The sequence below is a fragment of the Allobosea lathyri genome, assembly GCF_900108245.1.
Lineage (GTDB): Bacteria > Pseudomonadota > Alphaproteobacteria > Rhizobiales > Beijerinckiaceae > Allobosea > Allobosea lathyri.
This window is the reverse complement of sequence record NZ_FNUY01000001.1, coordinates 263,185-287,281: the sequence shown is the minus strand read 5'-3', so window position 1 is coordinate 287,281 and position 24,097 is coordinate 263,185. Positions and strand designations below refer to the sequence as shown.

The window sequence follows — 24,097 nt, the reverse complement described above, 5'->3', positions numbered from 1 at the left end:
ATTATCTCTGTTAGACGAAAGTCTAAGAACGGATAGATGGAGGCCCGGTCATGGGGCTTGCCGCCGACGATGTCGCACGCTCCCTGCGGGGGTCCTGGCGCCTGATGACGCGAGGGGCCGAGGCGCTGCCGGAACTCGATCTGAGCCGCGACGGCTTCTGGCGCTCATTTGCTGCCTTCGCGCTGATGCTGCCGGCCACGATCGCGATGCTGGCGGCGGTTCGCGTGCTGGCCGGGTTGCCGAATTCAGCCGGACTTTTTGGATCGCCACCTCTGGTCGCAGCCGTGATCGCGGCCGAGTGCCTCGCGATCCTCGCCGTTCCCGCCCTGCTTATCGGCCTGATCCCGCGCCTCGCCCACGCTTCGCGTTTCACGAGCTTCGTCATCGCCTGGAACTGGGCCGGCATCGTCTCTGCCAGCCTGATGGCGGTCCCTGCCGCCGTCTTCGCAATCGGCTGGTCGCCGCCCGGGCTTGCAACACTGCAGGCTGCGACCTTCGCGGTGATCGTGCTGCGCCTGCGCTATTGCGTGGCGCGTGCGATTTTCGGCGCGGAAAGCGGCATTGCCATGCTGATCATCATGGCAAGCGTGGTTGCCGATTACGGCGTGATCCGGATTTTCGGGCTGATCTGAGCCCTCAATAGTCCACGCCAGCGAGATAGAGGCCGGCTGAAGGCGCCAGCGCGGCGCATTGCGACCGATCGCGCGCTGCCAGGACCTTGCCGACCTTGTTCTCGGGCCAGCGCCCGGCGCCGACCATCTTCAGGCAGCCGACCATCGAGCGGACCTGATGATGCAGGAAGGAGCGGGCATGGGCGTAGATCACGATCTCGGAGCCCTCGCGGCGCGCGTCGAAGCGGTCGAGCGTGCGCATGGGGCCGTTGGCCTGACATTCGGCGGCCCGGAAGGCCGTGAAATCGTGATGGCCGACGAGCGCCTGCGCGGCCCGGTCCATCGCTTCATGGTCGAGCTTGAAGGGAACATGCCAGAGCCGGTCCCGATCCAGCGCCGGGGGGCTGCGGCGGTCGAGGATGCGGTAGATGTAGTAGCGCCGCCGCGCCGAGATGCGCGCATCGAACGCGTCTGAAACGGCCTCGGCGCTGAGCACCGCGACCGGAAGGTGCTTCAGCCGCGCATTGGTGGCATCGCGCACGACATCGGTGCGCCAATCCTTGTCGATATCGACATGAGCGACCTGATGGGTCGCGTGGACGCCGGCATCGGTTCGGCCGGCGCAGTGCAGGCGGACCGCATGGCCGCAAAAGGCCTCCACCGCCTCCTCGACGCTCTGCTGGACGGACGGGCCGTTGAGCTGGCGCTGCCAGCCCGAGAACGGCGTGCCGTCATATTCGATGACGAGCTTGTAGCGTGGCATCAGATTTTGCTGCCGGCGCCGAGCCTCGCGCCCCGCAGGAACTCGGCCCCGCTCATCGGCGCACGCCCGGCGCGCTGGACCTGAAGCAGCTTCACCGCCCCAACCGCGCAGGCGACCGTGCCCTCATCGTCCAGCAACGTGCCGGGCTCGGCCGCGCCGCCGGCACGGGCCGTGCGCAGCACCTTCAGGCGCTCCGGCCCCTTGCCGAGATCGATCTCGGCGAAAGCACCGGGAAACGGCGAGAGACCGCGAACGAGATCATGCACCTGCTGCGCCGGGCGCGCCCAGTTCAGCTTCGCCTCGGCATTGGCGATCTTGGCGGCGTAGGTCATGCCCTCCTCGGTCTGCGGCGTGAAGCGCAAGCCCCCGCGCCCGAGCGCGGCAAGCGCGCGCACCATCAGGTCTGCACCCAGCGGCGCGAGCTGGTCGTGCAGCTCGCCGGCGGTCATGTCGGGGCCGATCGCAAGCGTCTCGACCATGCCGACCGGGCCAGTATCGAGCCCGGCTTCCATCTTCATGACGCAGACGCCGCTCTCGGTATCGCCGGCCATGACCGCGCGCTGGATCGGCGCCGCGCCGCGCCAGCGCGGCAGCAGCGAGGCGTGCAGGTTGAGGCAGCCGAGTTCCGGCAGATCGAGGATCGCCTGGGGCAGGATCATGCCATAGGCGACCACGACCGCCACATCGGCCTGATGCGAGGCGATGATCTCGGAGGCCTCAGCCGTCTTCAATGTCGTCGGAGTGAACACCGGAAAGCCGAAACGCTCGGCCGCGCGCTGCACGGGGGATGGTTTGAGATCGAGTCCGCGCCCGGCCTGCGCCGGAGCGCGAGTGTAGCAGCTGACGACCTCATGACCCTGGCCGACGATCTCGGTCAGGGTCGGCACGGCGAAATCCGGCGTGCCCATGAAAATGACGCGCAAGCTCATGCGTTCAACATCGCCTTGATGGCACCCGCCGCGCTCAAACCGCGCTCTCGCGCTTGGCCGCCTTGCTGAAGCGCTTGGTGACGCGCTCGCGCTTCAGGCGCGAGAGATAATCGATGAACAGTACGCCGTTGAGGTGGTCGATCTCATGCTGGAGGCAGGTCGCCAGCAGGCCGTCGGCGGCGATCTCCTGCTGCTTGCCGTCGAGATCCATGTAGCGGACCTTGACCGAGGCCGGCCGTTCGACCTCCTCGTAATATTCGGGAATGGAGAGGCACCCCTCCTCGTAGACGCTCGTTTCCTCGGAGGACCAGACGACCTCTGGGTTGACGAAGACCATTGGGTTCCTGGGTTCATCGACCGAAGGCCTGGGCTCATCGACCGGGCGTTTTGGCTCCTCGCCGCCCTCCTCGCCTTCCCCATCCGTATCCGCATCCGCATCCTCGGCCCGTTTGGCGAGGTCGATCGTCACCACCCGTTGGGGCACGCCGATCTGGATCGCGGCGAGGCCGATGCCGGGCGCATCGTACATCGTCTCGAGCATATCGGCCGCGAGCGCCTTGATCTCGGGCGTGATCGCCGTGACGGGAGCCGAGACCAAACGGAGCTGGGCGTCGGGCAGGATGACGAGGGGACGAATGGCCATGAGTTTCTGCGCGGGGGTTTCGTGACGTCCCGGCGACATAAGCTCTTGTGCACGGCGGGTCAAACCGTTCCGCTTTCGTTCGAAGTTCTCCCGCGAATCGGTTAGGCTGCCCCGATGAAAGAGATTGCCTTCATCCTTCTCGAGCGGCCCGTGACTTGGGCCGAGGCTGCCTTGGGCTTTGCGGCGCTGAGCCTGCTGCTGCTCGTTCTGGTCGTGGTGTCGTCATGGCGCGGTGGCCGGGGACGCGCCATCGAGGTCGCGATGGCCGCCGAACGCGCTCGCGAAATGGACGACAAGGTCGCCGAGATGAACCGGCTCCAGGCCGAGCTGACCGGCCGGATGCAGTCCATGGCCGAGATCCTGTCGACCCGGCAGGGCGATCTCGCCCGCCTCGTCGCGGACCGTATGGACGGGTTGAGCCATAAGGTCGGGCAGGGGCTGGAGCAGAATGTGCGCCAGACCAATGAGAGCCTCGGCAAGCTGCAGGAGCGGCTCGCCGTCATCGACAGCGCACAGAAGAACCTCACCGACCTGACGTCGGAGGTGGTGACGCTCAAAGATGTTCTCTCCAATAAGCAGGCGCGCGGTGCCTATGGCCAGGGCCGGATGGAGGCCATCATCCGCGACGGGTTGCCCAGCGCCTTCTTCACCTTCCAGCCGACGCTCTCCAACCGCAACCGGCCCGACTGCCTCGTCACCCTGCCGGGCGACGGGCGCGGGCTGGTCATCGACGCGAAATTCCCGCTGGAAAGCTTCACCATGCTGCGGGAGTCGCGCAGCGAGGAGATGCGCAAGGCTGCCGGCGTGCGCGTGCGCGGCGATGTCGGCCAGCACATCAAGGATATCGCCGAGCGCTATTTCCTGCCCGGCGAGACGCAGGACATGGCGCTGCTTTTCGTGCCCTCGGAGTCGATCTATGCCGATCTGCACGAGCATTTCGACGACGTCATTCAGAAGGCGCATCGCGCCCGCGTGATGATCGTCTCGCCCTCGCTGCTGGCGCTGGCGATCCAGCTGATGCAGTCGCTGGTGCGCGATGCTCGGATGCGCGAGGAGGCGCAGGTGATCCAGACCGAGGTCGGCAAGCTGCTCGCCGACGTCAAGCGCCTGGGAGACCGGGCCGAAAAACTGGACCAGCATTTCCGTCAGGCCCAGGAGGATGTCGCGGGCATCCGCACCTCCGCCGGCAAGGTCACCAGCCGCGCCGACAAGATCGGCGCGCTGGAATTCGACGACGCCAAGGGCGAGCCGGCGCTGCCCTTCGCGAAAGGCCTGCCGCTCAAGGCGGCGGCTGAATAAGAGTGCGTTTGGAAGACCGTTGCCAGGCGCTCAGCCCTGCGGCGCCCGCAACAGACGCTCGGCATAGCCGATCATCCGTTCCTGGCCCTCGGTCGGCCCGCCATGCAGCGCCGCAATCTTGCGCAGCATCATGCAGAGTTCGTTGACCTCGGCTTTGCTCAGGTTGCTGCGAAACAAATCCTTGAGATCGTCGATGGCAGCTTGAATCGAGGGCGCGGAGGCGACCGCGTGCCGGGCCACGGCCAAGCGCGCTTCGAGATCATCGCCGAATTCGAGCAGGTCCCGCATCTCGGCCCTGATCGCGTCGAGCTGTTCGGTGGTCGGCTCGCCGCGCTCGCCGGCAATCAGCAGCATGAGCGCGACCGCCCCGTCCCGGCTTTCGGTCATCGCCTTCAGCGGCGCGCGGCCCGCGGCTTCCCTGGCGGCGAGACGGCGCTTGGTGTTGCGGCGATCATTCAGCCAATGATCGACCTGCTCCATGCCCTTCCCATAAATGAACCAGTACACGACACCGGACATGATCGCGCCGACGATGGCGACGAGGGCAGGCATGGCGGCGTCTCCGTCCGGTTCGACGCGCCCAGGTCAACACAACCCGAGCGCGCAATGGCGGGGAACACCTATCGCTGCGATCTGACAGTTCTATGATGGCCGCTCAGGCGACCTTGAGCACCGCCGAGAGCTCCGGCTTCACGTTCAGGGTCTGGAACACCACGCAATAGCGCTCGGTGAGCTTGAGCAGGGTGTCGAGCTTCTCCTGCGGTGCGTCGGTCTCGACGTCGAAGGAGAGGCGGATCGCCTTGAAGCCGACAGGCGCATCCTTGGCGACGCCGAGCGTGCCGCGAAAATCGAGATCGCCCTCGGCACGAACGATGCCTTTCTTGAGCTCGATCTCGAGCGCGGTCGCGACCGCCTTCAGCGTCACACCGGCGCAGGCGACCAGCGCCTCCAGCAGCATGTCGCCGGAGCAGAGCTCTGCCCCCGAGCCGCCGGTGGCGGGGTGCAGGCCCGCAAGCGCAATCGCCCGGCCGGTCTCGACCTTGCAGGCAATGTGCTGGTCGTCGAGCTCGCCATGGGCTTTCAGCGTGACCACACCGGCCTCGGGCGTCTCGCGATACTTGTCCTTGAGCGGTGCCTGGAGGGCGCGCAGGGCTGTGACATCCATGATTTCAAACCTTATGTCGCGAGCAGAAGTGTCACGTCGCAGATAGCGCCGCTTTCCTGATCAGACCAGCCCTGCCGGAGCAGGCGGGGACCGCACGCCTACCACCACATCCCCGCCGTCTCGGCCGTCTTGTGCTGCCGCGGCTCCTCGTCGCGCAGCGAACGGTCGAGCGCACGCAGCGCTTCGCGCTTGGTCGCCTCGAAGGACGGCGAGAGCCGGTCGCGCGGGCGAGCCAACGGATTGTCGAGCTCATCGAAGATGCGCCCGGGCTTGGGCTGCATCACGATGATGCGATCGGCCAGCGTCACGGCTTCCTCGACATCATGGGTCACCATCACGACGGTGGGACGGCTTTCCGCCCAGAGCGCCAGCAGATGCCCGTGCAGGCTCGCCCGCGTCGTCGCGTCGAGCGCCGAGAAGGGCTCGTCCATCAGCAGGAGCTTTGGCCGAGTGATCAGAGCGCGGGCAATCGCGACCCGCTGCTGCTGGCCGCCCGAGAGCTCGCGCGGCCAGCGCTTCTCATAGCCGGCGAGGCCAACGCGCACGAGCGCATTGGCCACCAGCCCCTCGCGCTCGAAGGCGGAGAGATGCGACAGCCCGAAGGCGACATTCTCGGACACGCTGAGCCAGGGGAACAGGCGCGGCTCCTGGAAGATCACGCCGACATCGGCACGCGGCTCGAGGATCGCTTCGCCATCGAGCAGGATGCGGCCCGCGCTCGGCTGGTCGAGCCCGGCAATCAGGCGCAGCAGCGTGGTCTTGCCGCAGCCCGATCCACCGACGAGCGCGAGGATTTCACCCGCTGCAACGTCGATCGTGATGGCCGACAGGGCGTGCGTGCCGTCGGCATAGGTTTTCGAGAGTGTCTCGAAGCTCAGCATCGAGGATGCCTTTCAGAGCTTGTCGCGACCGAGATCCTGCCAGGCGAGGAAAGGCCGCGTGATGGCGAGCAACAGCCCGTCCGCCAGCTTGCCGAGTACGGCGAAGCTGATGATGGCCGCGATGATGGAGTCGGGGCGGCCAAGCTGCTGGCCGTCCACGAGCAGATATCCCAGCCCCTCGCTCGCGCCCATGATCTCGGCTGCGACCACGAACATGAAGCCAAGGCCTAGCCCGGAGCGCAGTGCCGTGAACCAGGCCGGCAGAATCGCCGGGAGCATCACGCGCCGGATCATCGCGAGCCGGCCGAGCCTGAAGACGCGGCCGACCTCGATGATCTTGCGATCGATGTCCTGGATCGCGGCGGCCACCCCTAGATAAACAGGGAAGAAGACACCGACCGCGATCAGCGCGACCTTGGAGGCCTCGAAGATGCCGAACCAGAGGATGAAGAGCGGGACCCAGGCGATCGAGGGAATCGAGCGCAGCGCCTGAAGCGTCGGGTCGAGCAGTCCGCGCGCCACCGGCAGGGCACCGGTGAGCGCGCCCAGAAGCGTGCCCGCGCCCGCCCCCAGCCCGAACCCGGCCGCCACCCGCCACAGCGTCGCGTTGGCATGGGTCAGGAGTTCGCCCGAAGCGGCAAGACTCCAGAGAGTCTTGCCCACCACGCTCGGCGGCGGCATCAGCCGGCCATTGGCGATACCCGCCCTGACCAGCATCTCCCAGAGCGCGGCAAGCGCGATCGGCAGGAGCCACCCGGCCAGTCCGAACCGGCGCGACGCGCGAGCGGGCGCAACCGGTGTCCGACCGGCCACAGCCCTCTCGATCTCAAGCGCGCTCATCGGCCCCGGCAGCTTTGACGTCAGGCAGACGTCAGTTGCTGGCGGCGGCGAAGCGCCGGTCGAGCAGCGCGTCGACCGCAGCCTTCACATCGGTCGTCGCCGGCAGCACACCTGCGTCCTTCAGGGCGATGCCGGCCGCGACGATGGTGTCGGCCTGCGCCTGGCCGATGCTGGAATGCGTCAGCTCCGTGCGGGTGAGCTGGCGCTCGATCACGGTATCGGAGAGCTTGGTGTATTCGACCAGGACCTTCTTCAGCTCGGCCGGATTGGCCAGCGCATAGGCCCGCGCCTCCTCATAGGCCGCGATCACCTTGCGCACGAGCGCCGGCTGCTCATTGGCGAAGGCTTCGCGCACGTTGAGGATGCCCCAGGTGTTGTCCTCCGGCTTGCGGTGGAACAGCTTTGCGCCGCTCTCGACTTCCGCTGCCGCCATCAGCGGATCGAGACCAGCCCAGGCGTCGACATCGCCGCGCTCCAGGGCAAGCCGGCCATCGGCATGCTGCAGCAGGACGAGCTTGACGTCCTTCTCGGTCAGCTTCGCCTCGGCCAGCGCGCGGACCAGGAAGATGTGCGGATCGGTGCCGCGCGTGACGGCGACTCGCTTGCCCTTGAGATCGGAGACCTTGGTGATGTCGCTCTTGGCGCCCGTCACCAGAGCCGTCCATTCCGGCCGCGAGTAGACATAGATCGACTTGATCGGGTTGCCGTTGATCTTGCCGATCAGGGCTGCGGCGCCGGCCGTGGAGCCGAAATCGATCGAGCCGGCGTTGAGGAATTCCAGCGCCTTGTTCGAGCCGGCCGATAGCACCCAGCGCACCGTGATGCCTTCGGGGGCGAGCGCCTTCTCGAGGATGCCGCGCTCCTTCAGCACGAGGCTGACGGGGTTGTAGGTCGCGTAGTCGATCCGGATTTCCTTGGGAGCCTGCGCGAAGACGCTCGTGCCACCCAAAGCGAAAGAGGCGGCGGCGAAACCGGCGATGGCGAGGCGGCGCGTGATGGTGGTCATGATCGATTCCCTGTTGCGATGACGCGCAGGGATCGGGACAGACTCGTAGCCTGACCTTGGCCCCGACGCTTTAGCTGCACTTATTTCGCGCCCGCAAGCTGCTGGCTCAAATCGGCGCGTATCCGACTTGTAGGTCCGCTCGTTCGGTATGTCAAACAAGACATCTCAAAGCGGCTTGAATTTTATTCAACAGTTCATAGATGTATAATTTATCTTTTTCGCGAATCCCCACATCATGTTAGGAGCGGAACGGGCATTGGACAGCGCCCGCGCCAAGGGTCCCGCGCCAAGGGTAGCCGTCGTGTCATCTGTCGCCGATCAGCCATATCCTGCGCTTGCCGAGGTGCTGGAGAATCCAGCCCGAGCCGTCACGCGGGTGTTCGATCGCCCCGGCGCGCCTCCGGCTGACGCGTTACGCCAGGAGCTGACGGCGACGCTGCGCCGCACGCTCGATGACGGCCATGCCTCGGCCAGGGAGCTGCTGGCCGGCTCGCGCAACGGCCTCGCCTGCGCGCAGCGCCTGTCAGCCGTCATGGACGCCGTCGTCGCCTGCCTGCATGTCGCCGCGACCAGATATTTCTATCCGGCGGTCAACCCGTCTCAATCCGAGCGGATCGCGGTCGTCGCGGTCGGCGGCTATGGCCGCGGCACGCTTGCACCCGGTTCGGATGTCGACCTGCTGTTTCTGTTTCCGCACAAGCAGACCGGCTGGGGCGAGAGCGTGGTCGAATCCATGCTCTACCCGCTCTGGGACCTGAAGCTGAAGGTCGGGCATTCGGTTCGCTCGATCGATGATTGCGTGCGCGAAGCGCGGGCCGACATGACGATCCGCACCGCCCTGCTGGAAGCCCGCTTCCTCTGCGGAGACCGCCCGCTCTTCGAGGACATGGTGCGTCGCTTCGGCGCCGAAGTGGTCGAGGGCACGGCGCCTGCCTTCACCGAGGCCAAGCTCGCAGAGCGCGAGACCCGCGTCCGGCGGGCCGGCACCTCGCGCTATCTGGTCGAGCCCAACGTCAAGGATGGCAAGGGCGGCCTGCGCGATCTCAACACGCTGTTCTGGATCGCGAAATACGCCTATCGCGTCGACGATGTGCGCGAGCTTGTCGCCGCCGGCCTCTTCGACCGCAAGGAACTGCTGATGTTCCAGCGCTCGGAGGAATACCTCTGGCGCGTGCGCTGCTGGATGCATTTCATCACGGGCCGGGCCGAGGAGCGTCTCTCTTTCGATCTTCAGCGCCAGGTTGCGACAGCGATCGGCTATGCGGGTCGCAGCGGCCAGGCGCCGGTCGAGCGCTTCATGAAGGCCTATTTCCTTGTCGCCAAGGATGTCGGCGACCTCACCGCGATCGTCTGCGCGGCACTTGAAGCGCGCCAGCAGAAGCCGCGCGCCAGTCTGACGCGCCTGCTGGGCTCCTTCACCAAGCGCAAGCGCGTGCGCGCGCTCGGCCATCCCGACTTCACGCTGAAGAGCCAGCGGTTGAACGTGGTCGATCCCGACGCCTTCAAGCGCGACCCGGTGAACCTGCTTCGGCTCTACGAGATCGCCAGCCGCGACGACCTCGCCATCCACCCCGATGCCAGCCGGCTGGTGACGCAGTCGCTGCGACTCGTCACCCCCAAGCTGCGCAACGACCCCGAAGCGAACCGGATCTTCCTGGAAATCCTGACGGCGCGGCGCTCGCCGGAAGCCGTGTTGCGGCGGATGAACGAATCGGGCCTGCTCGGGCGTTTCATTCCCGATTTCGGGCGTGTCGTGGCGATGATGCAGTTCAACATGTATCACCACTACACCGTCGACGAGCATCTGATCCGCGCGATCGGCGTGCTCGCCGAGATCGATGCCGGCTCGCTCGAAGCGGAACACCCGCTCGCCAACACGATCTTCTCGACGATCAGCAACCGGCGCGCGCTTTATGTCGCGCTCTTCCTGCACGACATCGCCAAGGGCCGGCTCGAAGACCATTCGATCGCCGGCGCCCGGATCGCGCGCAAGCTCGGACCGCGGCTGGGCCTGACCGAAGCGCAGACCGGCACCGCCGCCTGGCTGATCGAACACCATCTCGACATGTCGAGCGTGGCCCAGAGCCGCGACCTCGGCGACCCCAAGACGATCGAGAGCTTTGCTGCGACAGTGCAGACCCTGGAGCGGCTGAAACTCCTGCTGGTCCTCACCGTCGCCGACATCAAGGCCGTCGGGCCCGGCGTCTGGAACGGCTGGAAAGGCCAGCTGCTGCGGACGCTCTATTACGAGACCGAGGTCGTGCTCACCGGCGGCCATTCCGCGATCGAGCGCAAAGCCCGCGTCGAGAAGAAGCAGGACGCCCTGCGCGAGCGCCTCGCCGATTGGCGCAGCGAGGATCGCGAGGCCTATATCGCGCGGCATTACCCGGCCTACTGGATCAAGGTGGACGTCGCCCGGCAGGACAAGCATGCGCGCTTCCTCCGGCAGGCCGAGAGCGAGGGCCGCACCACCGCGACCGCAGTCGAGACGGACCAGTTCCGCGGCGTGACCGAATTGACCATCCTGGCACCCGACCATCCGCGCTTGCTTGCCATCGTCACCGGAGCCTGCGCGGCAGCAGGCGGCAACATCGTCGATGCGCAGATCTTCACGACCACGGACGGGCTGGTGCTCGACACGATCTCGGTATCGCGCGCCTTCGATCGCGACGATGACGAAGTGCGGCGGGCGGAACGGATCGCGGCGGCGATCGAGCGCGCGCTCAAGGGCGAGATCAAGATCGCCGATCTGGTGGCGCAGCGCCGCGCGCCGCCCTCGCGGGGACAGACTTTCGAGGTCGCGCCGGAGGTCATCATCGACAACGTGCTGTCGGCCCGCCACACGGTGCTGGAGGTTTCGGGGCTGGACCGTCCCGGCCTGCTCTACGATCTGACCACCGCGATCGGGAAGCTCAACCTCAACATCGCCTCGGCGCATATCGCCACCTTCGGCGAAAAGGCGGTCGATGTGTTTTACGTGACAGACCTGACGAATGCGAAGATCGTCTCGACCGGACGACAGCTCACAATCCGCAATGCGTTGCTGGATGTGTTCACTTATGAGCCGGACAAACCCCATGCGCCCAAGGTCAAAGTCCCTGCCCGCGCTTGATTTAAGCCCGCATAAGCCCGATATCGGCCTCGAACGCGGTCTTGCCAGATACATGATTCAGCCCCGCCTCCGGCAGGGGACGGCGCAGACCAGCCACGTGACACAGAATTGGATGACGCGATGACGCAAAACCCTGCGATGGAAGAGCCGAACCCGGACACCGCAACGAATGCGCCAGAGCAGGCTCCGGTGATCGAGACGACCACCGAATCGGAGCTTGCCCGGATCGAGGCCGAGCGCAACGACCTGAAGGACAAGCTCCTGCGGACGCTGGCGGACATGGAAAACCTGCGCCGCCGCACCGAGCGCGAGATCTCCGACGCCAAGGCCTATGCGGTGACGAGCTTCGCCCGCGATATGCTCGGCTCGGCCGACAATCTGCGCCGCGCGCTCGAGAGCGTGCCGGAATCCGCACGCGTCAGCATGGAAGCCGCCCTGAGCGCGCTGATCGAAGGCGTCGAGCTGACCGAGCGCGACCTGCTCAAGACGCTGGAGCGCCATGGCGTTCGCAAGATCGACCCGCAGGGCGAAAAATTCGACCCGAACCTGCATCAGGCGATGTTCGAGGCTCCCGATCCGGTGACGCCCAAGGGCTTGGTCTCGAAGGTCGTTCAGTCCGGCTACAAGATCGGCGAGCGCGTGCTGAGGCCTGCTCTCGTCGGCGTGTCGGCCGGTGCGCCGAAACCCGCAGTGCCGCCCACCGACGAGACCGGGGACGGCAGCACCAGCGGCAACTGAAGGTGCTTGAAGCCGCCGGCATCCTGGTCTTCGCGCTGACCGGCGCCCTGGTTGCAGCCCGCAAGGGCATGGACCCGTTCGGCTTCATCCTGCTGGCAACCGTCACCGGCGTCGGTGGCGGCACGCTGCGCGACCTGCTGCTCGATCGCGGGGTCTTCTGGGTGCAGAACCCGCTCGACGTCGTGCTGTGCAGCGGGGTTGCGCTCGTGTCCTGGGGGATCGCCTATTGGCGGCCGGGCACGCTCGATGGCTGGGCCGCCAAACGATTGCTGATCTGGGCCGATGCGGCCGGGCTTGCGCTCTTCGCGGTGATCGGCACGCTTAAAGGCCTCAGTGCCGGCGTGCCAGTGCTGTCGGCCATGGCGCTGGGTGCCATGACGGCCTCCTTCGGCGGCATCCTGCGAGATATCCTGGCAGGAGATCGGCCGCTGGTGCTGTGGAGCCGGGATTTCTACGTCACGGCCGCCGCTGCCGGCGCCGGTGCAACGGCGCTTCTGGCGGGCTTGGGGATGCAGCCGGCCGTCGTGATGATCGGCGGGATTCTTGCCGGATTTGGCCTGCGCGCCGGCTCGATCCTGTTCGGCTGGTCGTTTCCCAATCTGCCGGGCTCGGGCTCCAGCGCGCCCTGACCAGCGCTACGCCCGAGCAGGCAGGCTCCGATCAGGCAGGCTCAGATCAGGCAGGCTCAGATCAGGCAGGCTTGGTCACGCGCCGCAGCGTCAGATTGATCCTGCCCCCTTGCGGCAGCAGGCTGGACGAGCCTGCCAGGATGCGGTCGATACCGTGATAGGCCAGACGCGCCTCGCCGCCGAAGAGGAGCGCATCGCCCGAATTGAGCTTCAGCGAAACCGTCTTGCCGCCGCGCACCGTGCCGCCGATGCGGAAGATCGCGGTATCCCCTAGCGACAATGACAGCACCGGCGCATCGAAATCCTGCTCGTCGCGATCCTGATGCAGGCCCATTCTTGCGCTCGCCTCGTAGAAATTGACGAGGCAGGCTTCGGGTGGATGCGGATATCCCGCAAGCTCGCCCCAGGCTTTCAGCAGCACCTCCGGCATCGGGGGCCAGGCTGTGCCCGTACCGGGATGGAGCGGCTGGTAGCGATAGCCGCTTTCGTCGGAAACCCAGCCCAGCGAGCCGCAATTGGTCATTCGCACGGAGAACGGCTTGCCGGTCTTCGGCATGCGCGGCACGAAGAATGGCGCCTGGCGCGCGACCTCGCGCAGTTCGGCCAGCAGGGCGGCCTGCTCCTGTGCCTGCAGGTAGCCCGGCCAGTGCGTTACGCCCGGCGCTATCGCGACGCGCGTCATGGCCTAGAGGCTGTCGAGACCGAGCACGTCGACCATCGAATAGAGGCCGGGCTTGCGCCCCCTGCCCCACAACGCGGCCTTGAGCGCGCCTTGCGTAAAGAGCGAGCGATCCTCGGCGACATGCGCCAGTTCCAGCCGCTCGCCATTGCCGGCGAAGATGACCTTGTGATCGCCGACGACGGTGCCGCCCCGCAAGGCGGCAAAGCCGATCGCGCCGGGCGGGCGGGCGCCGGTCTGCCCGTCGCGGACTGCTACGCGGGTTTCCGCGAGATCGACGGCACGGCCCGTCGCCGCAGCCTCGCCCAGCAAGACGGCGGTGCCCGACGGCGCATCGACCTTCATGCGGTGGTGCATCTCGACGATCTCGATGTCCCAGTTCGTGTCGAGCGTCGCCGCGACCTTGCGCACGAGCGCCGCCAGCAGATTGACACCGAGGCTCATATTGCCCGAGCGGACGATTGCCGCGTGGCGCGACGCTGCCTCCAGCTTGGCCAGATGCTGCGGCTCCAGCCCGGTGGTGCCGACGATGTGGACGATGCGCGCCTGTGCAGCCAGCGCGGCAAAAGCGACGGTGGAGTCCGGCGTCGTGAAGTCGAGCACGCCCTCGGCCTCGACGAAGGCCGGCAGCGCCTCATCGCTCACCACGACACCACAGGGCGGCAAACCGGCGAGCATGCCGGCATCCTGCCCGATCGTCGCCGCGCCCGGCCGCTCGATGGCAGCGGAAAGCACGCAGCCTTCCGTCTCGTGGATCGCCTTGATCAGCATCCGGCCCATGCGCCCGGCAGCACCAACGACGACGAGACGCATGTCAGCCATGGAAGACAACTCCAGAAAGCAAGGACGGCCGCGATATTGCGCCAAGGCAGGATACAGCGCCTGGCCGAGATGCTGCGCCTATAGGACGGATCGGGCACGTGCGACACCCAAAACCTGGCTCGAACAAAAAACGGCCGGGTTGCCCCGGCCGTCCTGTTTCTTCAAAGACGCTGGATCAGGCCGCGCCCTGGATACCCGAGAGCTTCCAGGCTCCGCCGCGCTCGCGAACGAAGGTCCAGTGCTCCGTGACCTCCTGCGGGACGGTCGCGTTGCCGTCGACGATCTTGCCGCTGGAGCGCTCGTAGAGAGCGTTGATCAGGCTGAAGCGCATCGCGACCGTGGCGTAGTCGAGATTGCCCTCGCGCCAGGCTTCCGCGAGATCGCCCTTGAGCAGCTTCACGTCGGAAACCCGGTCGACAAGGCCCTTGCGGGCGTTCCCCGAAAGGTCTTCGTCGAAATAGCCGAACATTTCCGGCGTTACGAGCTCGCGCAGACCGCGCTCGTCCTCGTTGGAGTAAGCGGTATTGACCTCGCTGAGCAGCCGCTCGAAGGCGTTGAAATCCTCGCCCGAGAGCTGGATCTCGGTGGTCTGGGGCGCGGCCGGACGGGCCGCGCCGCCACCCATCGCCGCCATGCGCGCGTCAGGCTGCGGCTGATAGGTCTCGCGGCCAAGAGGCGCACCTGCGCCGGCGAGCTGGGGCTCGGCGCGGCGACGGAAGAAGCGCATCGCCAGCCAGATCGCTCCGCCGATCAGCGCGAGCTGCAGCAGGAAGCCCATGATTCCGGCAAGCGAAGCCAGGCCGGCGAAGAAGCCAGAGCCCGACAGCATGCCGAACAGGCCAGCGCCAAGCAGGCCGGCGCCGAGGCCCATCATCAGGTTACGCGCCATCGAAGGCCGGGCGGCCTGCGCGGCAGCCGCACCAGCGGCGGGGCCCGCGAGCGACGGAGATGGCGCAGGGGTCGCGCTGCGCTGGAACGGCTGGGCGCCATTTGGCGCCGTATCCGTCCGCGCCGGGGCGGATTCAGTGCGCGATCCGCGGCTGCCAAAACCCTTGCCGCCACCGGGACGCGCTTCGGCGAGCACCGGTACGAGCAGAAGCGCGCCAGCGAGCACTGCGACGACCCGGCCACGCCGGGCAAGCGAAATCATAGACATGGTTCCTCCCGGAGCCCCCCTCGGGCTCACTTCCGGAGAATATGGTCGATCCACCTCGATCCTGCAAGATGAGGCCGGCTAAGTCTCTGCATGTCCTGATATTTCTGTTGCCGGGAAAGGATTTGGGATCATGCGAAAAGCCGTGCTAAACTGGGACATTCGCTGCCGTCCCTTGCGACAGGCCGCGGGGGAGTGAGCCATGATCGGAATTACACCGAGGCTTCACCGCGAGATTGCATTTGCGGCCCTTGTCGCGGCCATCTTCTTCATGCTCGGATCTGCGGCAAGCGCTGGCGAACGCGCCATCGCACTGGACCCGCCGCGTCTGGCGCAAGCTCCGGAGCCGCTGTGCTTCTGCTGGAGCGACGGCCGCAAGATCGCCGAAGGTGCGAGCGCCTGCATCCGCACGACGCAGGGACGTCGCCTCGCCCAATGCGGCCGCGTCATCAACATGATGTCCTGGGAAATCAGCGAGAATCCCTGTCCCGACAGCTGATGCTCCGGCGATGACCGCCGCCAGCCAGGACCGTCGCCAGACAGATCTGGGCCGAGAAAAAACTGGCCAATAAAAGAAAGAACTTGGCCAATGAAAAACGCCGCCAGGAATATTCCCGGCGGCGCGACTTTAAGGTTCTTGTGGTCCTAGCGACTTGAGACTGACGTCCGTCAGAACGCTCCCAGCACGATCGCCATCATGAAAACGAATGCCGCACCCATGACCAATCGGTCGAGACGTAGCGTGAGGCTCATCACACCCTCCTTTGTCATTGACCTGTCGCGAAGCTAGCAGAACTGACGAAGGCCGCAAGGGGGCAGCAGCGTGGCGAGGCCACGGCGCAGCCTAGAGTATGCTTAAACAGGGGTTAACTCATTGAATAGTTTTGTGGATAATCTGCGCTAGCCAACGGGCGCAACAAGCTTTTCCAAGCCCTTCGCCACAGCAATGACGCTTTCGTCATGCCCGAATCCGGCGATGATCTGAATGCTCACAGGCAGCCCCCGCGGGCCACGGATCAACGGCACCGTCACGCAGGGCACCCCGAGCAGGGTCCAGAGACGGTTGAAGCGTGAATCGCCGGTCGATTCCAGCGTATCGGGGGCCTCGCCGGGGGCGGCATAGCTGACGACGACATCGACTTCGCGAAACGCCGTATGCGCCGCCCTGCGCCCTTCCCGCGAGACGCGCCTGGCTTCGTCATAGCTCTCGGCTGTCGCCGCTTTGGCCGTATCGAGATAGGCCCTGAGCTTGGGCGGCAAGAGATCGCGATGCTCCGCATATTCCCATGCCAGCGCATGCTTCGCCTCATAGTCCTGCAGCGGCCCGTGAGCATGAAATGCCTCGGCCAGGGCAGCCTCGTCCGCGAGCTCGACCAGCGTCGCGTCGGCCTCGGTGGCGAGCTTGCGGAAGTGCTGCAAAGCCAGCTCCGAGGCCGGTTCGGGCGCGCCGGCGAAGCCTTGGCGATGCAGGCCGATGCGCAGGCCCTTCAGATTTGCTGCGGATGCATCGAGCTCGGCCCGGCCGATGATGGCGGCTAGCGCGAAGCTAAGATCGTCGGCGCTCGCCGCCATCAGGCCGAGCGTATCGAGCGACCAGGAGAACGCCTTGACGCCAACCGTGGGAAGCAGCGCGTAGGACGGCTTGATGGCGGCCGCACCGCAATAGGCGGCGGGGCGGATGACAGAACCGCCGGTCTGCGTGCCCACTGCGAGCGGGATCATGCCCGCCGCAACTGCCGCCGCGGACCCCGCCGAGGAGCCGCCGGGGCTTGCCGTGAGATCGTGGGGGTTGCGCGTCGGCGCGGGATCGAGGAAGGCGAAAGCCGTTGTGTGCGTCTTGCCGGCGACCGTCGCGCCCGCGGCCTTCAGCGCCATGACGATCGATGCGTCAGCGCGCGGCCGCCACCTCTCATAAATCGGCGAGCCCATCCGCGTCGGCAGATCGGCGGTGTCGATGATGTCCTTCACGCCGCAGGCAATCCCCGCCAGCGGGCCCGTGCCCGCCGCGAGTTCGCCCGGCCGGCTGGCAAAGGCGCGGATCTTCGGCTCCAGCTCGTCGATCAGCGCTGCGCTGCGGGCCAGCTCTATCGCGGCAGTGGTCTCGCCGGCGGCAATTCGCCCGGCCGTCTCGCGTGCGCTCAGCATCCTATTCTCCGACAAGCTTGACGATGTGGGCGGTGCCGCGGCGTGCCAGCGGGATCGCCAGGAACGCCGAACAGGCAGCGCAGGGCCAGGCGATGACGAAGGCCTGCATCCAGCGCGACAGGAAATCGGCGGGAAAGCCGAGATTGAGATAGGTCACCAGAGCCGTCATCAGGAAGGCCATGATCCCGGACATCAGGATCGGAAAGATGAAACGCGCCTTGCCTGTCATACTGTTGTCCTGCCGCCCCGTAATACCAACGTGTGTTGAAGCTGATTTGTCGTCATTGCGAGCGAAGCGAAGCAATCCAGGGGAATGTCGAGCGAGACTTTCTGGATTGCTTCGCTTCGCTCGCAATGACGCAAAAAGGCCTTGGCCCTCACGCTCAAGGGCCATTGATATTGATTTGTCTCGCATGAAGCAGATGTCGGGCCAACCGCTTTCAGGAACAGCCGCTGCGCTCCATGCGCTTGACAGGTCCCGAACATCGAATGCAGATGTTAATAACATTAACATTCGATGTCCCGATTTGAGAGCCTGGGGAGGATGCCGGATTGACGCTCGTACCGATCGCCGCCGCTCCGGCCGCCATCCAACTCCATGTCGCGGCCGCGCTCATCGCCCTCCTGGCCGGAGTGGTCACCATCGCGCTGAGAAAGGGCACCGCGCTGCACCGGCGCATCGGCTGGGCCTTTGTCGTAGCGATGGGCGTCACCGCGCTGACCTCGCTCTTCATCATGCGCGATGGTCATTTCAGTGCCATCCACCTGCTGACGGCGCTGACTGTCGTCGCATTACCCTATGGTGTGCTGATGCGCCGGCGCGGCAACATCAGGGCCCATAGAAGCGCGATGATCTCGTTGCTCCTCGGCCTCGTCATCGCCGGAGCCTTCACGCTCATGCCCGGTCGTCTAATGCATCAGATCACCTTGGGGCAGGCATCCACGCCGCGTTAAGGGTCAGTTAACCGCCCAGCCAAAGTTAATGCGGCTGTGGCGTTCGGGGCTCAGTCGGTTGAGAAACCGTTCACCAAACCGGTCGCATTTGATCGGTCATGCGACGCGCTCATCTCGCCCTCATCGCTCTTGGCCTTGCCGGCGCCGCCGGTCTCGCCGGCTGCGGCAAATTCCAGAAGCCCCAACGCGCGGCCTGGCGCGACCAGGCGGAGGCTGCCTGCTTGGCCTCCCGTCAGGTCCAGCTGTCCGCCTATGTCAGCCTGCGTGACAAGCCGATCGACGGCCCGGGCACCTGCGGCATGGAAAAGCCGTTGAAGGTCTCGGCTTTCGCCAATGGCGGCATCGGGCTGACCAGCAATGCCACCCTCTCCTGCCCCGTGGTCGCGACCACCGACAAATGGCTCGCCGAAATCGTGCAGCCCGCCGCGCAGAACATCCTGGGCGCGCAGGTCATCGAGATGCGCGCCGGCTCCTATTCCTGCCGGGCCATGAACAACGGCACGAATACCAGCCGGACCTCGGAACATGCCTTCGGCAATGCCGTCGACGTGTTCTCATTCCGCCTCAACGATGGCCGCAACGTCACCGTGAAGGACGGCTGGCGCGGCTCGCCCGAGGAGCAGAACTTCCTGCGCGAGGTCTTCGTCGGCGCCTGCGAACACTTCTCGACCGTGCTCGGCCCTGGCGCGGACCCGTTGCATTACGACCATTTCCACATCGATCTGGCGCGGCACTCGAAGGGCCGGCACATCTGCAAGCCGGTGATCAAATACACCCCGAACTACAACCTGCCGCCACCTGACCCGGCGCGTCCGTTCTCCTCGGCGCAGACGCAGCCGCGCGACAGCAGCTCGCATCCGGCCATGGTGGCAGGCGGGTTGATGCGCCAGCCGAGCGACGGCTTGAGACCGCCGGGCGCGGTTCAGGGCGGCTATCCGGTCGCCAATTATGGGCATGCCCAGGGTCAGGGCGCCCAAAGCCTGAATGGTCAGAGCCTCGATGCGCAGAGGCGCTATATCGACGAGCCCTCGCGGACCCCGCTGAACCCGCCACGCTACCAGCCCCAACCCTTGCCAAGCGAGGCGCGCGGACCGCTGGCTCTGCCGGGCTCGGTGCCACCGACCGAGGAGATGATCGTGGGTGACGAGGACGGCACCGGCGTGCTCGATCAGGAGGGCTACGATCAGGCCCAGCCCGCCATCACGCCGCAGCGCGATCCGTTCGCCTATAGCTCCGGGCAAACCGGCAGCCGGCCGCGCTACTGATCAGACGTCTCAGCGCGAGACCAGAACCTGCCGGCACTCGGCCGGCAGCGCATCCAGCGACATCGGCGGTTTGGGCTTCGGTTTGGGGCCGGGGCGCGGCTTGGGCGGGTTGAAAATCGCGGTGTGCTGACGCTCGATCCAGCCTGATAGCTCCTCGCCGCAGCCATCGCCGAAATTCGGCGGCTCCTGCGGCTGGCAGCCTTCCACGCCCGGCGGGCAGGTCATGCGGATATGGAAATGATAGTTGTGACCCCAGATCGGCCGGACCTTGTTGAGCCAGGCCCGGTCAGCACCGGCTTCCCGGCAAAGGGCGACCTTCAGCGCCGGGTTGACGAAGATGCGCTCGACACGGGGCTCGCTCGCGGCGGCCTTGATCAGCCTGGTATGCGCCGGCGTCCAGTTCTTCGGGTCGACGTCGCGCCAATCGGCCCGCGCCATGTTGACGGCCGACATGTTCTCGCGGTCGCCGCTGTCGAGCCTGCCCTTCGGCATCGGCGTCAGCCAGAGATCGGCGTCCAGGCCAATCTGATGGGAGGCGTGGCCGGTCACCATCGGGCCTCCGCGCGGCTGTGAAATGTCCCCGACGAGCAGGCCGGGCCAGCCATTGATGCGTGGCACGTCGCGAGCGAGCTTTTCGAGATAGTCGATCAGCACCGGGTGGCCCCAGTTACGATTGCGGGCAAGGCGCATCACCTGCCAGCTCGGACCGTCGATCGGCAGCGCGACACCGCCTGCAAGGCAGCCGCGCGCATAGGAGCCGATGGCACGCGCCTGCATGCTGGCGGGGGCGGTCTTCTGGCCAAACAGCGCGCGCGCCGCATCTGGAAAGGCCGCGATATTGGCGGCGCGGCGCTTGGCTTCATCCTCGGCGGTGGATTGAGCGTGGGCCAGCGCCGGAGCGAAGGCCGCGACCAGAAACAGGGCGATGGTGGCAAGTCGGCGATTCAGGATGCGCATGGCGCGAGAATCGCCGCGATCGGCCGTAAAGGTCAAGCGCCGGGATGACTGGACAAGACGTCCCTCAGGTTGCAGCCTCCACTCCATGCAGCAGGCGGGCGAAACAGTCCCGCGTTCATCTGCAGAGGGAGGGATCGAAAATGGTGCACAATAGGATCGACCGCCGCGTGATGCTCGGTGGTCTTGGGGCTAGCTGCCTTGGGGCCACGCTGGCCGCACCCGTTACCAGCGTCGCGCAGGGTACATGGCCGCAGGGTCGCACGCTGAAGCTGATCGTGCCCTTTCCGCCGGCCGGTGCGACCGACGTCCTCGGGCGGCTGGTGGCCGACAAGCTCGGGCAGACATGGGGCACCAATATCGTGGTCGAGAACCGTCCCGGCGCGGGCGGCAATATCGGCACCGATGTCGTCGCCAAGGCGGAGCCAAACGGCGACACCATCCTGATTGTCTCGGTCGGCATGGCGACCAACCAATATCTCTATCCCAAGCTGAACTACGATCCGGCCAAGGACCTCAGCCCGATCACCATGGTTGCGCTCGTGCCGAACCTGCTGGTCGTCAGCAAGCAGGTGCCGGCGAATAACGTGGCCGAACTCATCGCCTACGCGAAGGCCAATCCGGGCAAGCTGACCTATGGCTCGTCCGGGGTCGGCACCTCCGTGCATCTCTCCGGCGAACTGTTCCAGAAGCTGACCGGCACCAAGATGGTCCATGTGCCCTATCGCGGCACGGCACAGGCCACGCAGGACCTGATCGGCGGCCGAATCGATCTGATCTTCGACAACATCACCCAGGCGCTGCCCCATGTCCGCGCCGGCTCGATCCGCGGCTTCGGCATCACCACAGCCAAGCGCTCGCCCACCGCGGCAGAGTTCGCGCCCATAGCCGAGACCGTGCCAGGCTTCGACGTGTCGTCCTGGTTTGCGCTGTTTGCACCCGCCAAAACGCCACAGGCCGTGATCGACAAGATCTATGGGGACACCAAGGCCGGCATCGCCGACCCGGCGCTGCGAGCCAAAATGGATGCGCTGGCGGCAGAGCCCGTGGGAAATACGCCAGCTGAACTCGGCGCTTTCCTGCAAACCGAAATGAAGAAATGGGGCGACCTGATCCGGGAGGTCGGGGTGAAGATCGAGTGAGCGGGCCCGCGTCGCCGAACAGGCTGCGTTCTCGCGGAAACGCGGGTCAGCCGGGCCGGCGCCCTCGGGTCCGACCTCCGGTCGGCCCAAGGATAAACTCCGCGCGGGCCGGGATCCCTGACCATTGATCGCAAGCGCTCCGGCATGGGTCCCGGGTCAAGCCCGGGACGACGGCGTGTTTCCGCGTGAATTCAGCAGGCGCTGGCGCTGCGTGGAACTTCCAAGTCGCGGCTAACGTTCTTCAAGCATATGCGCCGCCGCTCGTGGCGGTTTTCTTTGGAGGAAGCGTGCCATGTCCACGATACTGATCATTGTCCTGCTGATCGTCCTGCTCGGCGGTGGCGGTTATTATGGCCACCGGAGCTATGGCACGGCAGGCCTCGGCGGCGTGCTGGGCCTTGTGCTCACGATCGTGCTGGTGCTTTGGCTGCTCGGCGCGCTCGGAGGCGCGCCTGTCCGCGTCTAGAGCATCGGCCCGAAAAGCGGATGCGGTTTTCGAAAAATGCCGATGCGAAGGCAGAGGATAGATCATCGGGCCGGATACGGTATTCGGTCCGATGACTTGGCCGATCAGGTGACTTGGCCGATCAGGCGATCGCGCGGCTTTCCCAGACCGCGATCGCCGCAGTGAGATCCTCGAGCGAGACGCCGACGGATTTGAACAGCGTGATCTCGCCGCCCTCGGCATGGCCGGCGATCCGGCCATGGCAGAGATCGGCGAGCGTTCCGGCAATCCTGTCGGCGCTGTAGCTGCCTTCCGCGATGGCGACGGCAACGTCGCCGCCCTCATCAATCGCCTTTTTGGAATCGACGACGACGCGAGCCCGCTCAAGGGCTTCGGCGTCGGCCTCACGCATCTGCATGGTGAAGGCGCCGATGAGATCGAGATGGGCGTCGCGCTTCAGCCAGCGGCCGTGGATCAGCGGCTCAGTAGCGTTCGTCGCGCAGGAGATGATATCGGCGGTGCGCGCCTCGCCTTCGAGATCGGTGACGACGCGCGCCTCGATATCGTCCTTGGCCAGCTCGGCGACGACAGCCTCGGCGGCCTCGGGACGCCGAGCCCAGATCGCGATGTCGGTCAGCGGACGCACCGTGCGATGTGCTTTCACCAGGAACGGGGCGAGAGCCCCGGCGCCGACCATCAAGAGCCGGCTCGCATTGGGGTTGGACAGATAGCGCGCGGCCAGGGCCGAGGCCGCCGCCGTCCGCCACAGGGTCAGCCTGTTGCCGTCCATCACCGCGAGCGGCAGGCCGGTCTTGCCATCCATCAGCAGATACGCGCCCATAACGCCGGGCAGGTTGCGTTTGCCGTTGCCGAAGAACACCGACAGCACCTTGGTGCCGATATAGGGGTTCTCGTCGCCCGGCGCGCTCCAGGCCGGCATGATCAGCAGCACGGCGCTCTCATCGGGCCGCTCGATGCCATGCTGTACGCGAGGCGGCATCACGACATCGCTGCGGAAGGCTGTGTCGAGAGCCTCGATCAGGCCAGGAAATGTGAGAGCGGCGTCGATCTCGTCAAGGCTGAAAAGCCGCATCAGACACGTCCATTCGTCAGCGCCGGCAGGGCGGAATCGGGCACGGCGGACCGCAGCATCTGCGTCTCCGAGCGCAGCGTCGCCACCTCGCGGCGGTCGCGCCGGGCGGCCTTGCGATGCTTGCCCTGCGCCAGCCAGGAAGCCAGACCGCCGACGAGCACACCGACGGCAATCGCGGCCAGCACCACGGCAAAGAGCGGCAGATCGTAAGCGAGCGCGGGAACATCGCGGCTTATCGGATCGAAGGAGACGCGCACGGAGCCGCGGTTCGCCACCGAAAACAGCACGATCAGCAAAGCGATCGGCACGAGAATCAGTGCCTTGAAGAACGATTTCATCGGGTTTCCCTCGAAATTCTCGAACCGAACGATGAACGGGACGTGGGCGTCGTCATGTTGCCCGCCGCACTGCAACTCACCACGTCATACCGGCCGGAACGAGGCAAGGCGCTGGAATTCATGCGGCCATGAACATATTCGACCGCAACCGGCTCGCTCTGGAGTTCTACGGCGAATGCGGACGCTCAAGCCTTGCCGTTGGGCTTGCCGTTCAGCCTCAGGCGCAGTTCCTTGCCCGTCTTGAAGACGGGAACGAACTTCTCCTCGACCTCGACCGCGTCGCCTGTGCGGGGGTTGCGACCCACGCGTGCCGAACGTGCCTTGCGCGAGAAGGCACCAAACCCTCGAAGCTCGACCCTGTCGCCACGCGAAAGCGCCTTGACGACCTCGTCGAGGATCGCCGTCACGATGTTTTCGATGTCGCGCTGATACAGGTGGGCGTTGCGCTCGGCGATGCGTTGAACGAGTTCGGATTTAATCATTGTTCCAAT

27 protein-coding genes are annotated in these 24,097 nt (G+C 66.0%); 10 read left to right on the top strand and 17 right to left on the bottom strand.

The genetic code is table 11. From position 1 onward, the window contains the following. The first annotated feature begins 50 nt into the window (after positions 1–50). A complete protein-coding gene (locus C4S73_RS01300) occupies positions 51–632 on the top strand; it encodes a hypothetical protein (RefSeq protein ID WP_103870661.1) in 582 nt (193 codons plus the stop codon). A gap of 4 nt (positions 633–636) precedes the next feature. Here C4S73_RS01300 and truA read toward each other — a convergent pair whose 3' ends face one another. The 3 genes from truA to def are packed head-to-tail and all read right to left on the bottom strand — an operon-like array spanning position 637 to position 2,946. Further along, the gene (truA, locus tag C4S73_RS01295) at positions 637–1,374 is read right to left on the bottom strand and encodes a tRNA pseudouridine(38-40) synthase TruA (RefSeq protein ID WP_103870660.1); all 738 of its coding nucleotides are present in this window, start codon (positions 1,372–1,374) and stop codon (positions 637–639) included. Beyond that, positions 1,374–2,303, bottom strand: coding sequence for a methionyl-tRNA formyltransferase (gene fmt, locus C4S73_RS01290; RefSeq protein ID WP_103870659.1), 930 nt, complete (start codon positions 2,301–2,303; stop codon positions 1,374–1,376). Before fmt ends, truA begins: the two co-directional genes overlap by 1 nt. Positions 2,304–2,337: 34 nt before the next feature. After that, entirely contained in the window at positions 2,338–2,946 is a 609-nt protein-coding gene (gene def, locus C4S73_RS01285) for a peptide deformylase (RefSeq protein ID WP_103871220.1), read from the bottom strand. Positions 2,947–3,060: 114 nt separating this feature from the next. On the opposite strand from def, the gene C4S73_RS01280 reads away from it, so the two are divergent. Beyond that, positions 3,061–4,245: a DNA recombination protein RmuC gene (locus tag C4S73_RS01280; protein ID WP_103870658.1), complete on the top strand. Its 1,185-nt coding sequence runs from the start codon at positions 3,061–3,063 to the stop codon at positions 4,243–4,245. Positions 4,246–4,275: 30 nt separating this feature from the next. Here C4S73_RS01280 and C4S73_RS01275 read toward each other — a convergent pair whose 3' ends face one another. From C4S73_RS01275 to C4S73_RS01255, 5 genes are all read right to left on the bottom strand, one after another. Next, positions 4,276–4,797: a hypothetical protein gene (locus tag C4S73_RS01275; protein ID WP_103870657.1), complete on the bottom strand. Its 522-nt coding sequence runs from the start codon at positions 4,795–4,797 to the stop codon at positions 4,276–4,278. Between the two features lie 103 nt (positions 4,798–4,900). Then, positions 4,901–5,410: an OsmC family protein gene (locus C4S73_RS01270; protein WP_103870656.1), complete on the bottom strand. Its 510-nt coding sequence runs from the start codon at positions 5,408–5,410 to the stop codon at positions 4,901–4,903. 98 nt (positions 5,411–5,508) lie between these two features. Further along, positions 5,509–6,291 (bottom strand): ABC transporter ATP-binding protein, encoded by a 783-nt coding sequence (locus C4S73_RS01265; RefSeq protein ID WP_103870655.1) that lies wholly within the window; start codon positions 6,289–6,291, stop codon positions 5,509–5,511. A gap of 12 nt (positions 6,292–6,303) precedes the next feature. Then, complete coding sequence (locus C4S73_RS01260) at positions 6,304–7,131, bottom strand: ABC transporter permease (RefSeq protein WP_103870654.1); 828 nt, start codon at positions 7,129–7,131, stop codon at positions 6,304–6,306. A 31-nt stretch (positions 7,132–7,162) separates the two neighbouring features. Then, complete coding sequence (locus tag C4S73_RS01255; RefSeq protein ID WP_103870653.1) at positions 7,163–8,137, bottom strand: aliphatic sulfonate ABC transporter substrate-binding protein; 975 nt, start codon at positions 8,135–8,137, stop codon at positions 7,163–7,165. A gap of 376 nt (positions 8,138–8,513) precedes the next feature. On the opposite strand from C4S73_RS01255, the gene C4S73_RS01250 reads away from it, so the two are divergent. The 3 genes from C4S73_RS01250 to C4S73_RS01240 all read left to right on the top strand — a co-directional run bounded on the left by C4S73_RS01250 (position 8,514) and on the right by C4S73_RS01240 (position 12,616). Next, positions 8,514–11,249, top strand: coding sequence for a [protein-PII] uridylyltransferase (locus C4S73_RS01250; protein WP_244595422.1), 2,736 nt, complete (start codon positions 8,514–8,516; stop codon positions 11,247–11,249). Between the two features lie 120 nt (positions 11,250–11,369). Continuing rightward, a complete protein-coding gene (gene grpE / locus C4S73_RS01245; protein ID WP_103870651.1) occupies positions 11,370–11,987 on the top strand; it encodes a nucleotide exchange factor GrpE in 618 nt (205 codons plus the stop codon). 2 nt (positions 11,988–11,989) lie between these two features. After that, positions 11,990–12,616, top strand: a complete 627-nt coding sequence (locus C4S73_RS01240; RefSeq protein WP_103870650.1) for a trimeric intracellular cation channel family protein — start codon at positions 11,990–11,992, stop codon at positions 12,614–12,616. A gap of 61 nt (positions 12,617–12,677) precedes the next feature. Here C4S73_RS01240 and C4S73_RS01235 read toward each other — a convergent pair whose 3' ends face one another. From C4S73_RS01235 to C4S73_RS01225, 3 genes are all read right to left on the bottom strand, one after another. Continuing rightward, positions 12,678–13,298, bottom strand: coding sequence for an alpha-ketoglutarate-dependent dioxygenase AlkB family protein (locus tag C4S73_RS01235; RefSeq protein ID WP_103870649.1), 621 nt, complete (start codon positions 13,296–13,298; stop codon positions 12,678–12,680). Positions 13,299–13,301: 3 nt separating this feature from the next. Further along, entirely contained in the window at positions 13,302–14,108 is an 807-nt protein-coding gene (gene dapB / locus C4S73_RS01230; protein WP_103871219.1) for a 4-hydroxy-tetrahydrodipicolinate reductase, read from the bottom strand. A gap of 184 nt (positions 14,109–14,292) precedes the next feature. Next, entirely contained in the window at positions 14,293–15,273 is a 981-nt protein-coding gene (locus C4S73_RS01225; RefSeq protein ID WP_200827886.1) for a Tim44 domain-containing protein, read from the bottom strand. A gap of 199 nt (positions 15,274–15,472) precedes the next feature. On the opposite strand from C4S73_RS01225, the gene C4S73_RS01220 reads away from it, so the two are divergent. Beyond that, positions 15,473–15,769, top strand: a complete 297-nt coding sequence (locus C4S73_RS01220; protein WP_103870647.1) for a hypothetical protein — start codon at positions 15,473–15,475, stop codon at positions 15,767–15,769. Positions 15,770–16,170: 401 nt separating this feature from the next. Here the strand turns inward: C4S73_RS01220 and C4S73_RS01215 are convergent, their stop codons facing one another. Both C4S73_RS01215 and C4S73_RS01210 read right to left on the bottom strand, forming a co-directional pair. Continuing rightward, on the bottom strand, positions 16,171–17,415 hold the full coding sequence (locus C4S73_RS01215) for an amidase (protein ID WP_103870646.1): 1,245 nt from the start codon (positions 17,413–17,415) through the stop codon (positions 16,171–16,173). 1 nt (position 17,416) lies between these two features. Then, positions 17,417–17,644 carry a DUF2798 domain-containing protein gene (locus C4S73_RS01210; protein WP_103870645.1) on the bottom strand — a complete coding sequence of 76 codons (228 nt, stop codon included), beginning with the start codon at positions 17,642–17,644 and terminating at the stop codon, positions 17,417–17,419. Positions 17,645–17,967: 323 nt separating this feature from the next. Between C4S73_RS01210 and C4S73_RS01205 the strand changes: the two genes are divergently transcribed. Continuing rightward, positions 17,968–18,369, top strand: coding sequence for a DUF2306 domain-containing protein (locus C4S73_RS01205; RefSeq protein WP_103870644.1), 402 nt, complete (start codon positions 17,968–17,970; stop codon positions 18,367–18,369). A 98-nt stretch (positions 18,370–18,467) separates the two neighbouring features. After that, complete coding sequence (locus C4S73_RS01200; RefSeq protein ID WP_103870643.1) at positions 18,468–19,634, top strand: extensin-like domain-containing protein; 1,167 nt, start codon at positions 18,468–18,470, stop codon at positions 19,632–19,634. Between the two features lie 9 nt (positions 19,635–19,643). Here C4S73_RS01200 and mepA read toward each other — a convergent pair whose 3' ends face one another. Then, positions 19,644–20,591, bottom strand: coding sequence for a penicillin-insensitive murein endopeptidase (gene mepA, locus C4S73_RS01195; RefSeq protein ID WP_103870642.1), 948 nt, complete (start codon positions 20,589–20,591; stop codon positions 19,644–19,646). Positions 20,592–20,731: 140 nt separating this feature from the next. Between mepA and C4S73_RS01190 the strand changes: the two genes are divergently transcribed. Both C4S73_RS01190 and C4S73_RS01185 read left to right on the top strand, forming a co-directional pair. Beyond that, positions 20,732–21,730: a Bug family tripartite tricarboxylate transporter substrate binding protein gene (locus C4S73_RS01190; protein WP_160115637.1), complete on the top strand. Its 999-nt coding sequence runs from the start codon at positions 20,732–20,734 to the stop codon at positions 21,728–21,730. Positions 21,731–22,022: 292 nt separating this feature from the next. Then, positions 22,023–22,196 (top strand): DUF3309 family protein, encoded by a 174-nt coding sequence (locus tag C4S73_RS01185; protein WP_103870640.1) that lies wholly within the window; start codon positions 22,023–22,025, stop codon positions 22,194–22,196. Between the two features lie 121 nt (positions 22,197–22,317). Here C4S73_RS01185 and lhpI read toward each other — a convergent pair whose 3' ends face one another. The 3 genes from lhpI to ihfB form a co-directional block, all read right to left on the bottom strand. Next, entirely contained in the window at positions 22,318–23,268 is a 951-nt protein-coding gene (gene lhpI / locus C4S73_RS01180) for a bifunctional Delta(1)-pyrroline-2-carboxylate/Delta(1)-piperideine-2-carboxylate reductase (RefSeq protein WP_103870639.1), read from the bottom strand. Then, positions 23,268–23,606: a LapA family protein gene (locus C4S73_RS01175; protein ID WP_103871218.1), complete on the bottom strand. Its 339-nt coding sequence runs from the start codon at positions 23,604–23,606 to the stop codon at positions 23,268–23,270. Before C4S73_RS01175 ends, lhpI begins: the two co-directional genes overlap by 1 nt. 185 nt (positions 23,607–23,791) lie before the next feature. After that, positions 23,792–24,088 (bottom strand): integration host factor subunit beta, encoded by a 297-nt coding sequence (gene ihfB / locus C4S73_RS01170; RefSeq protein ID WP_103870638.1) that lies wholly within the window; start codon positions 24,086–24,088, stop codon positions 23,792–23,794. Positions 24,089–24,097: the final 9 nt, after the last annotated feature.

What these genes read in the sequence shown, in the direction of transcription:
- fmt (WP_103870659.1), bottom strand. Translation starts at nt 2,303, where the DNA reads ATGAGCTTGCGCGTCATTTTCATGGGCACGCCGGATTTCGCCGTGCCG.
- lhpI (WP_103870639.1), bottom strand. Translation starts at nt 23,268, where the DNA reads ATGCGGCTTTTCAGCCTTGACGAGATCGACGCCGCTCTCACATTTCCT.
- C4S73_RS01300 (WP_103870661.1), top strand. Translation starts at nt 51, where the DNA reads ATGGGGCTTGCCGCCGACGATGTCGCACGCTCCCTGCGGGGGTCCTGG.
- C4S73_RS01190 (WP_160115637.1), top strand. Translation starts at nt 20,732, where the DNA reads ATGGTGCACAATAGGATCGACCGCCGCGTGATGCTCGGTGGTCTTGGG.
- grpE (WP_103870651.1), top strand. Translation starts at nt 11,370, where the DNA reads ATGACGCAAAACCCTGCGATGGAAGAGCCGAACCCGGACACCGCAACG.
- C4S73_RS01220 (WP_103870647.1), top strand. Translation starts at nt 15,473, where the DNA reads ATGATCGGAATTACACCGAGGCTTCACCGCGAGATTGCATTTGCGGCC.
- dapB (WP_103871219.1), bottom strand. Translation starts at nt 14,108, where the DNA reads ATGCGTCTCGTCGTCGTTGGTGCTGCCGGGCGCATGGGCCGGATGCTG.
- C4S73_RS01280 (WP_103870658.1), top strand. Translation starts at nt 3,061, where the DNA reads ATGAAAGAGATTGCCTTCATCCTTCTCGAGCGGCCCGTGACTTGGGCC.
- C4S73_RS01235 (WP_103870649.1), bottom strand. Translation starts at nt 13,298, where the DNA reads ATGACGCGCGTCGCGATAGCGCCGGGCGTAACGCACTGGCCGGGCTAC.
- C4S73_RS01185 (WP_103870640.1), top strand. Translation starts at nt 22,023, where the DNA reads ATGTCCACGATACTGATCATTGTCCTGCTGATCGTCCTGCTCGGCGGT.
- C4S73_RS01210 (WP_103870645.1), bottom strand. Translation starts at nt 17,644, where the DNA reads ATGACAGGCAAGGCGCGTTTCATCTTTCCGATCCTGATGTCCGGGATC.
- mepA (WP_103870642.1), bottom strand. Translation starts at nt 20,591, where the DNA reads ATGCGCATCCTGAATCGCCGACTTGCCACCATCGCCCTGTTTCTGGTC.
- C4S73_RS01265 (WP_103870655.1), bottom strand. Translation starts at nt 6,291, where the DNA reads ATGCTGAGCTTCGAGACACTCTCGAAAACCTATGCCGACGGCACGCAC.
- C4S73_RS01275 (WP_103870657.1), bottom strand. Translation starts at nt 4,797, where the DNA reads ATGCCTGCCCTCGTCGCCATCGTCGGCGCGATCATGTCCGGTGTCGTG.
- truA (WP_103870660.1), bottom strand. Translation starts at nt 1,374, where the DNA reads ATGCCACGCTACAAGCTCGTCATCGAATATGACGGCACGCCGTTCTCG.
- C4S73_RS01175 (WP_103871218.1), bottom strand. Translation starts at nt 23,606, where the DNA reads ATGAAATCGTTCTTCAAGGCACTGATTCTCGTGCCGATCGCTTTGCTG.
- C4S73_RS01225 (WP_200827886.1), bottom strand. Translation starts at nt 15,273, where the DNA reads ATGTCTATGATTTCGCTTGCCCGGCGTGGCCGGGTCGTCGCAGTGCTC.
- def (WP_103871220.1), bottom strand. Translation starts at nt 2,946, where the DNA reads ATGGCCATTCGTCCCCTCGTCATCCTGCCCGACGCCCAGCTCCGTTTG.
- C4S73_RS01270 (WP_103870656.1), bottom strand. Translation starts at nt 5,410, where the DNA reads ATGGATGTCACAGCCCTGCGCGCCCTCCAGGCACCGCTCAAGGACAAG.
- C4S73_RS01255 (WP_103870653.1), bottom strand. Translation starts at nt 8,137, where the DNA reads ATGACCACCATCACGCGCCGCCTCGCCATCGCCGGTTTCGCCGCCGCC.
- C4S73_RS01200 (WP_103870643.1), top strand. Translation starts at nt 18,468, where the DNA reads ATGCGACGCGCTCATCTCGCCCTCATCGCTCTTGGCCTTGCCGGCGCC.
- ihfB (WP_103870638.1), bottom strand. Translation starts at nt 24,088, where the DNA reads ATGATTAAATCCGAACTCGTTCAACGCATCGCCGAGCGCAACGCCCAC.
- C4S73_RS01215 (WP_103870646.1), bottom strand. Translation starts at nt 17,415, where the DNA reads ATGCTGAGCGCACGCGAGACGGCCGGGCGAATTGCCGCCGGCGAGACC.
- C4S73_RS01260 (WP_103870654.1), bottom strand. Translation starts at nt 7,131, where the DNA reads ATGAGCGCGCTTGAGATCGAGAGGGCTGTGGCCGGTCGGACACCGGTT.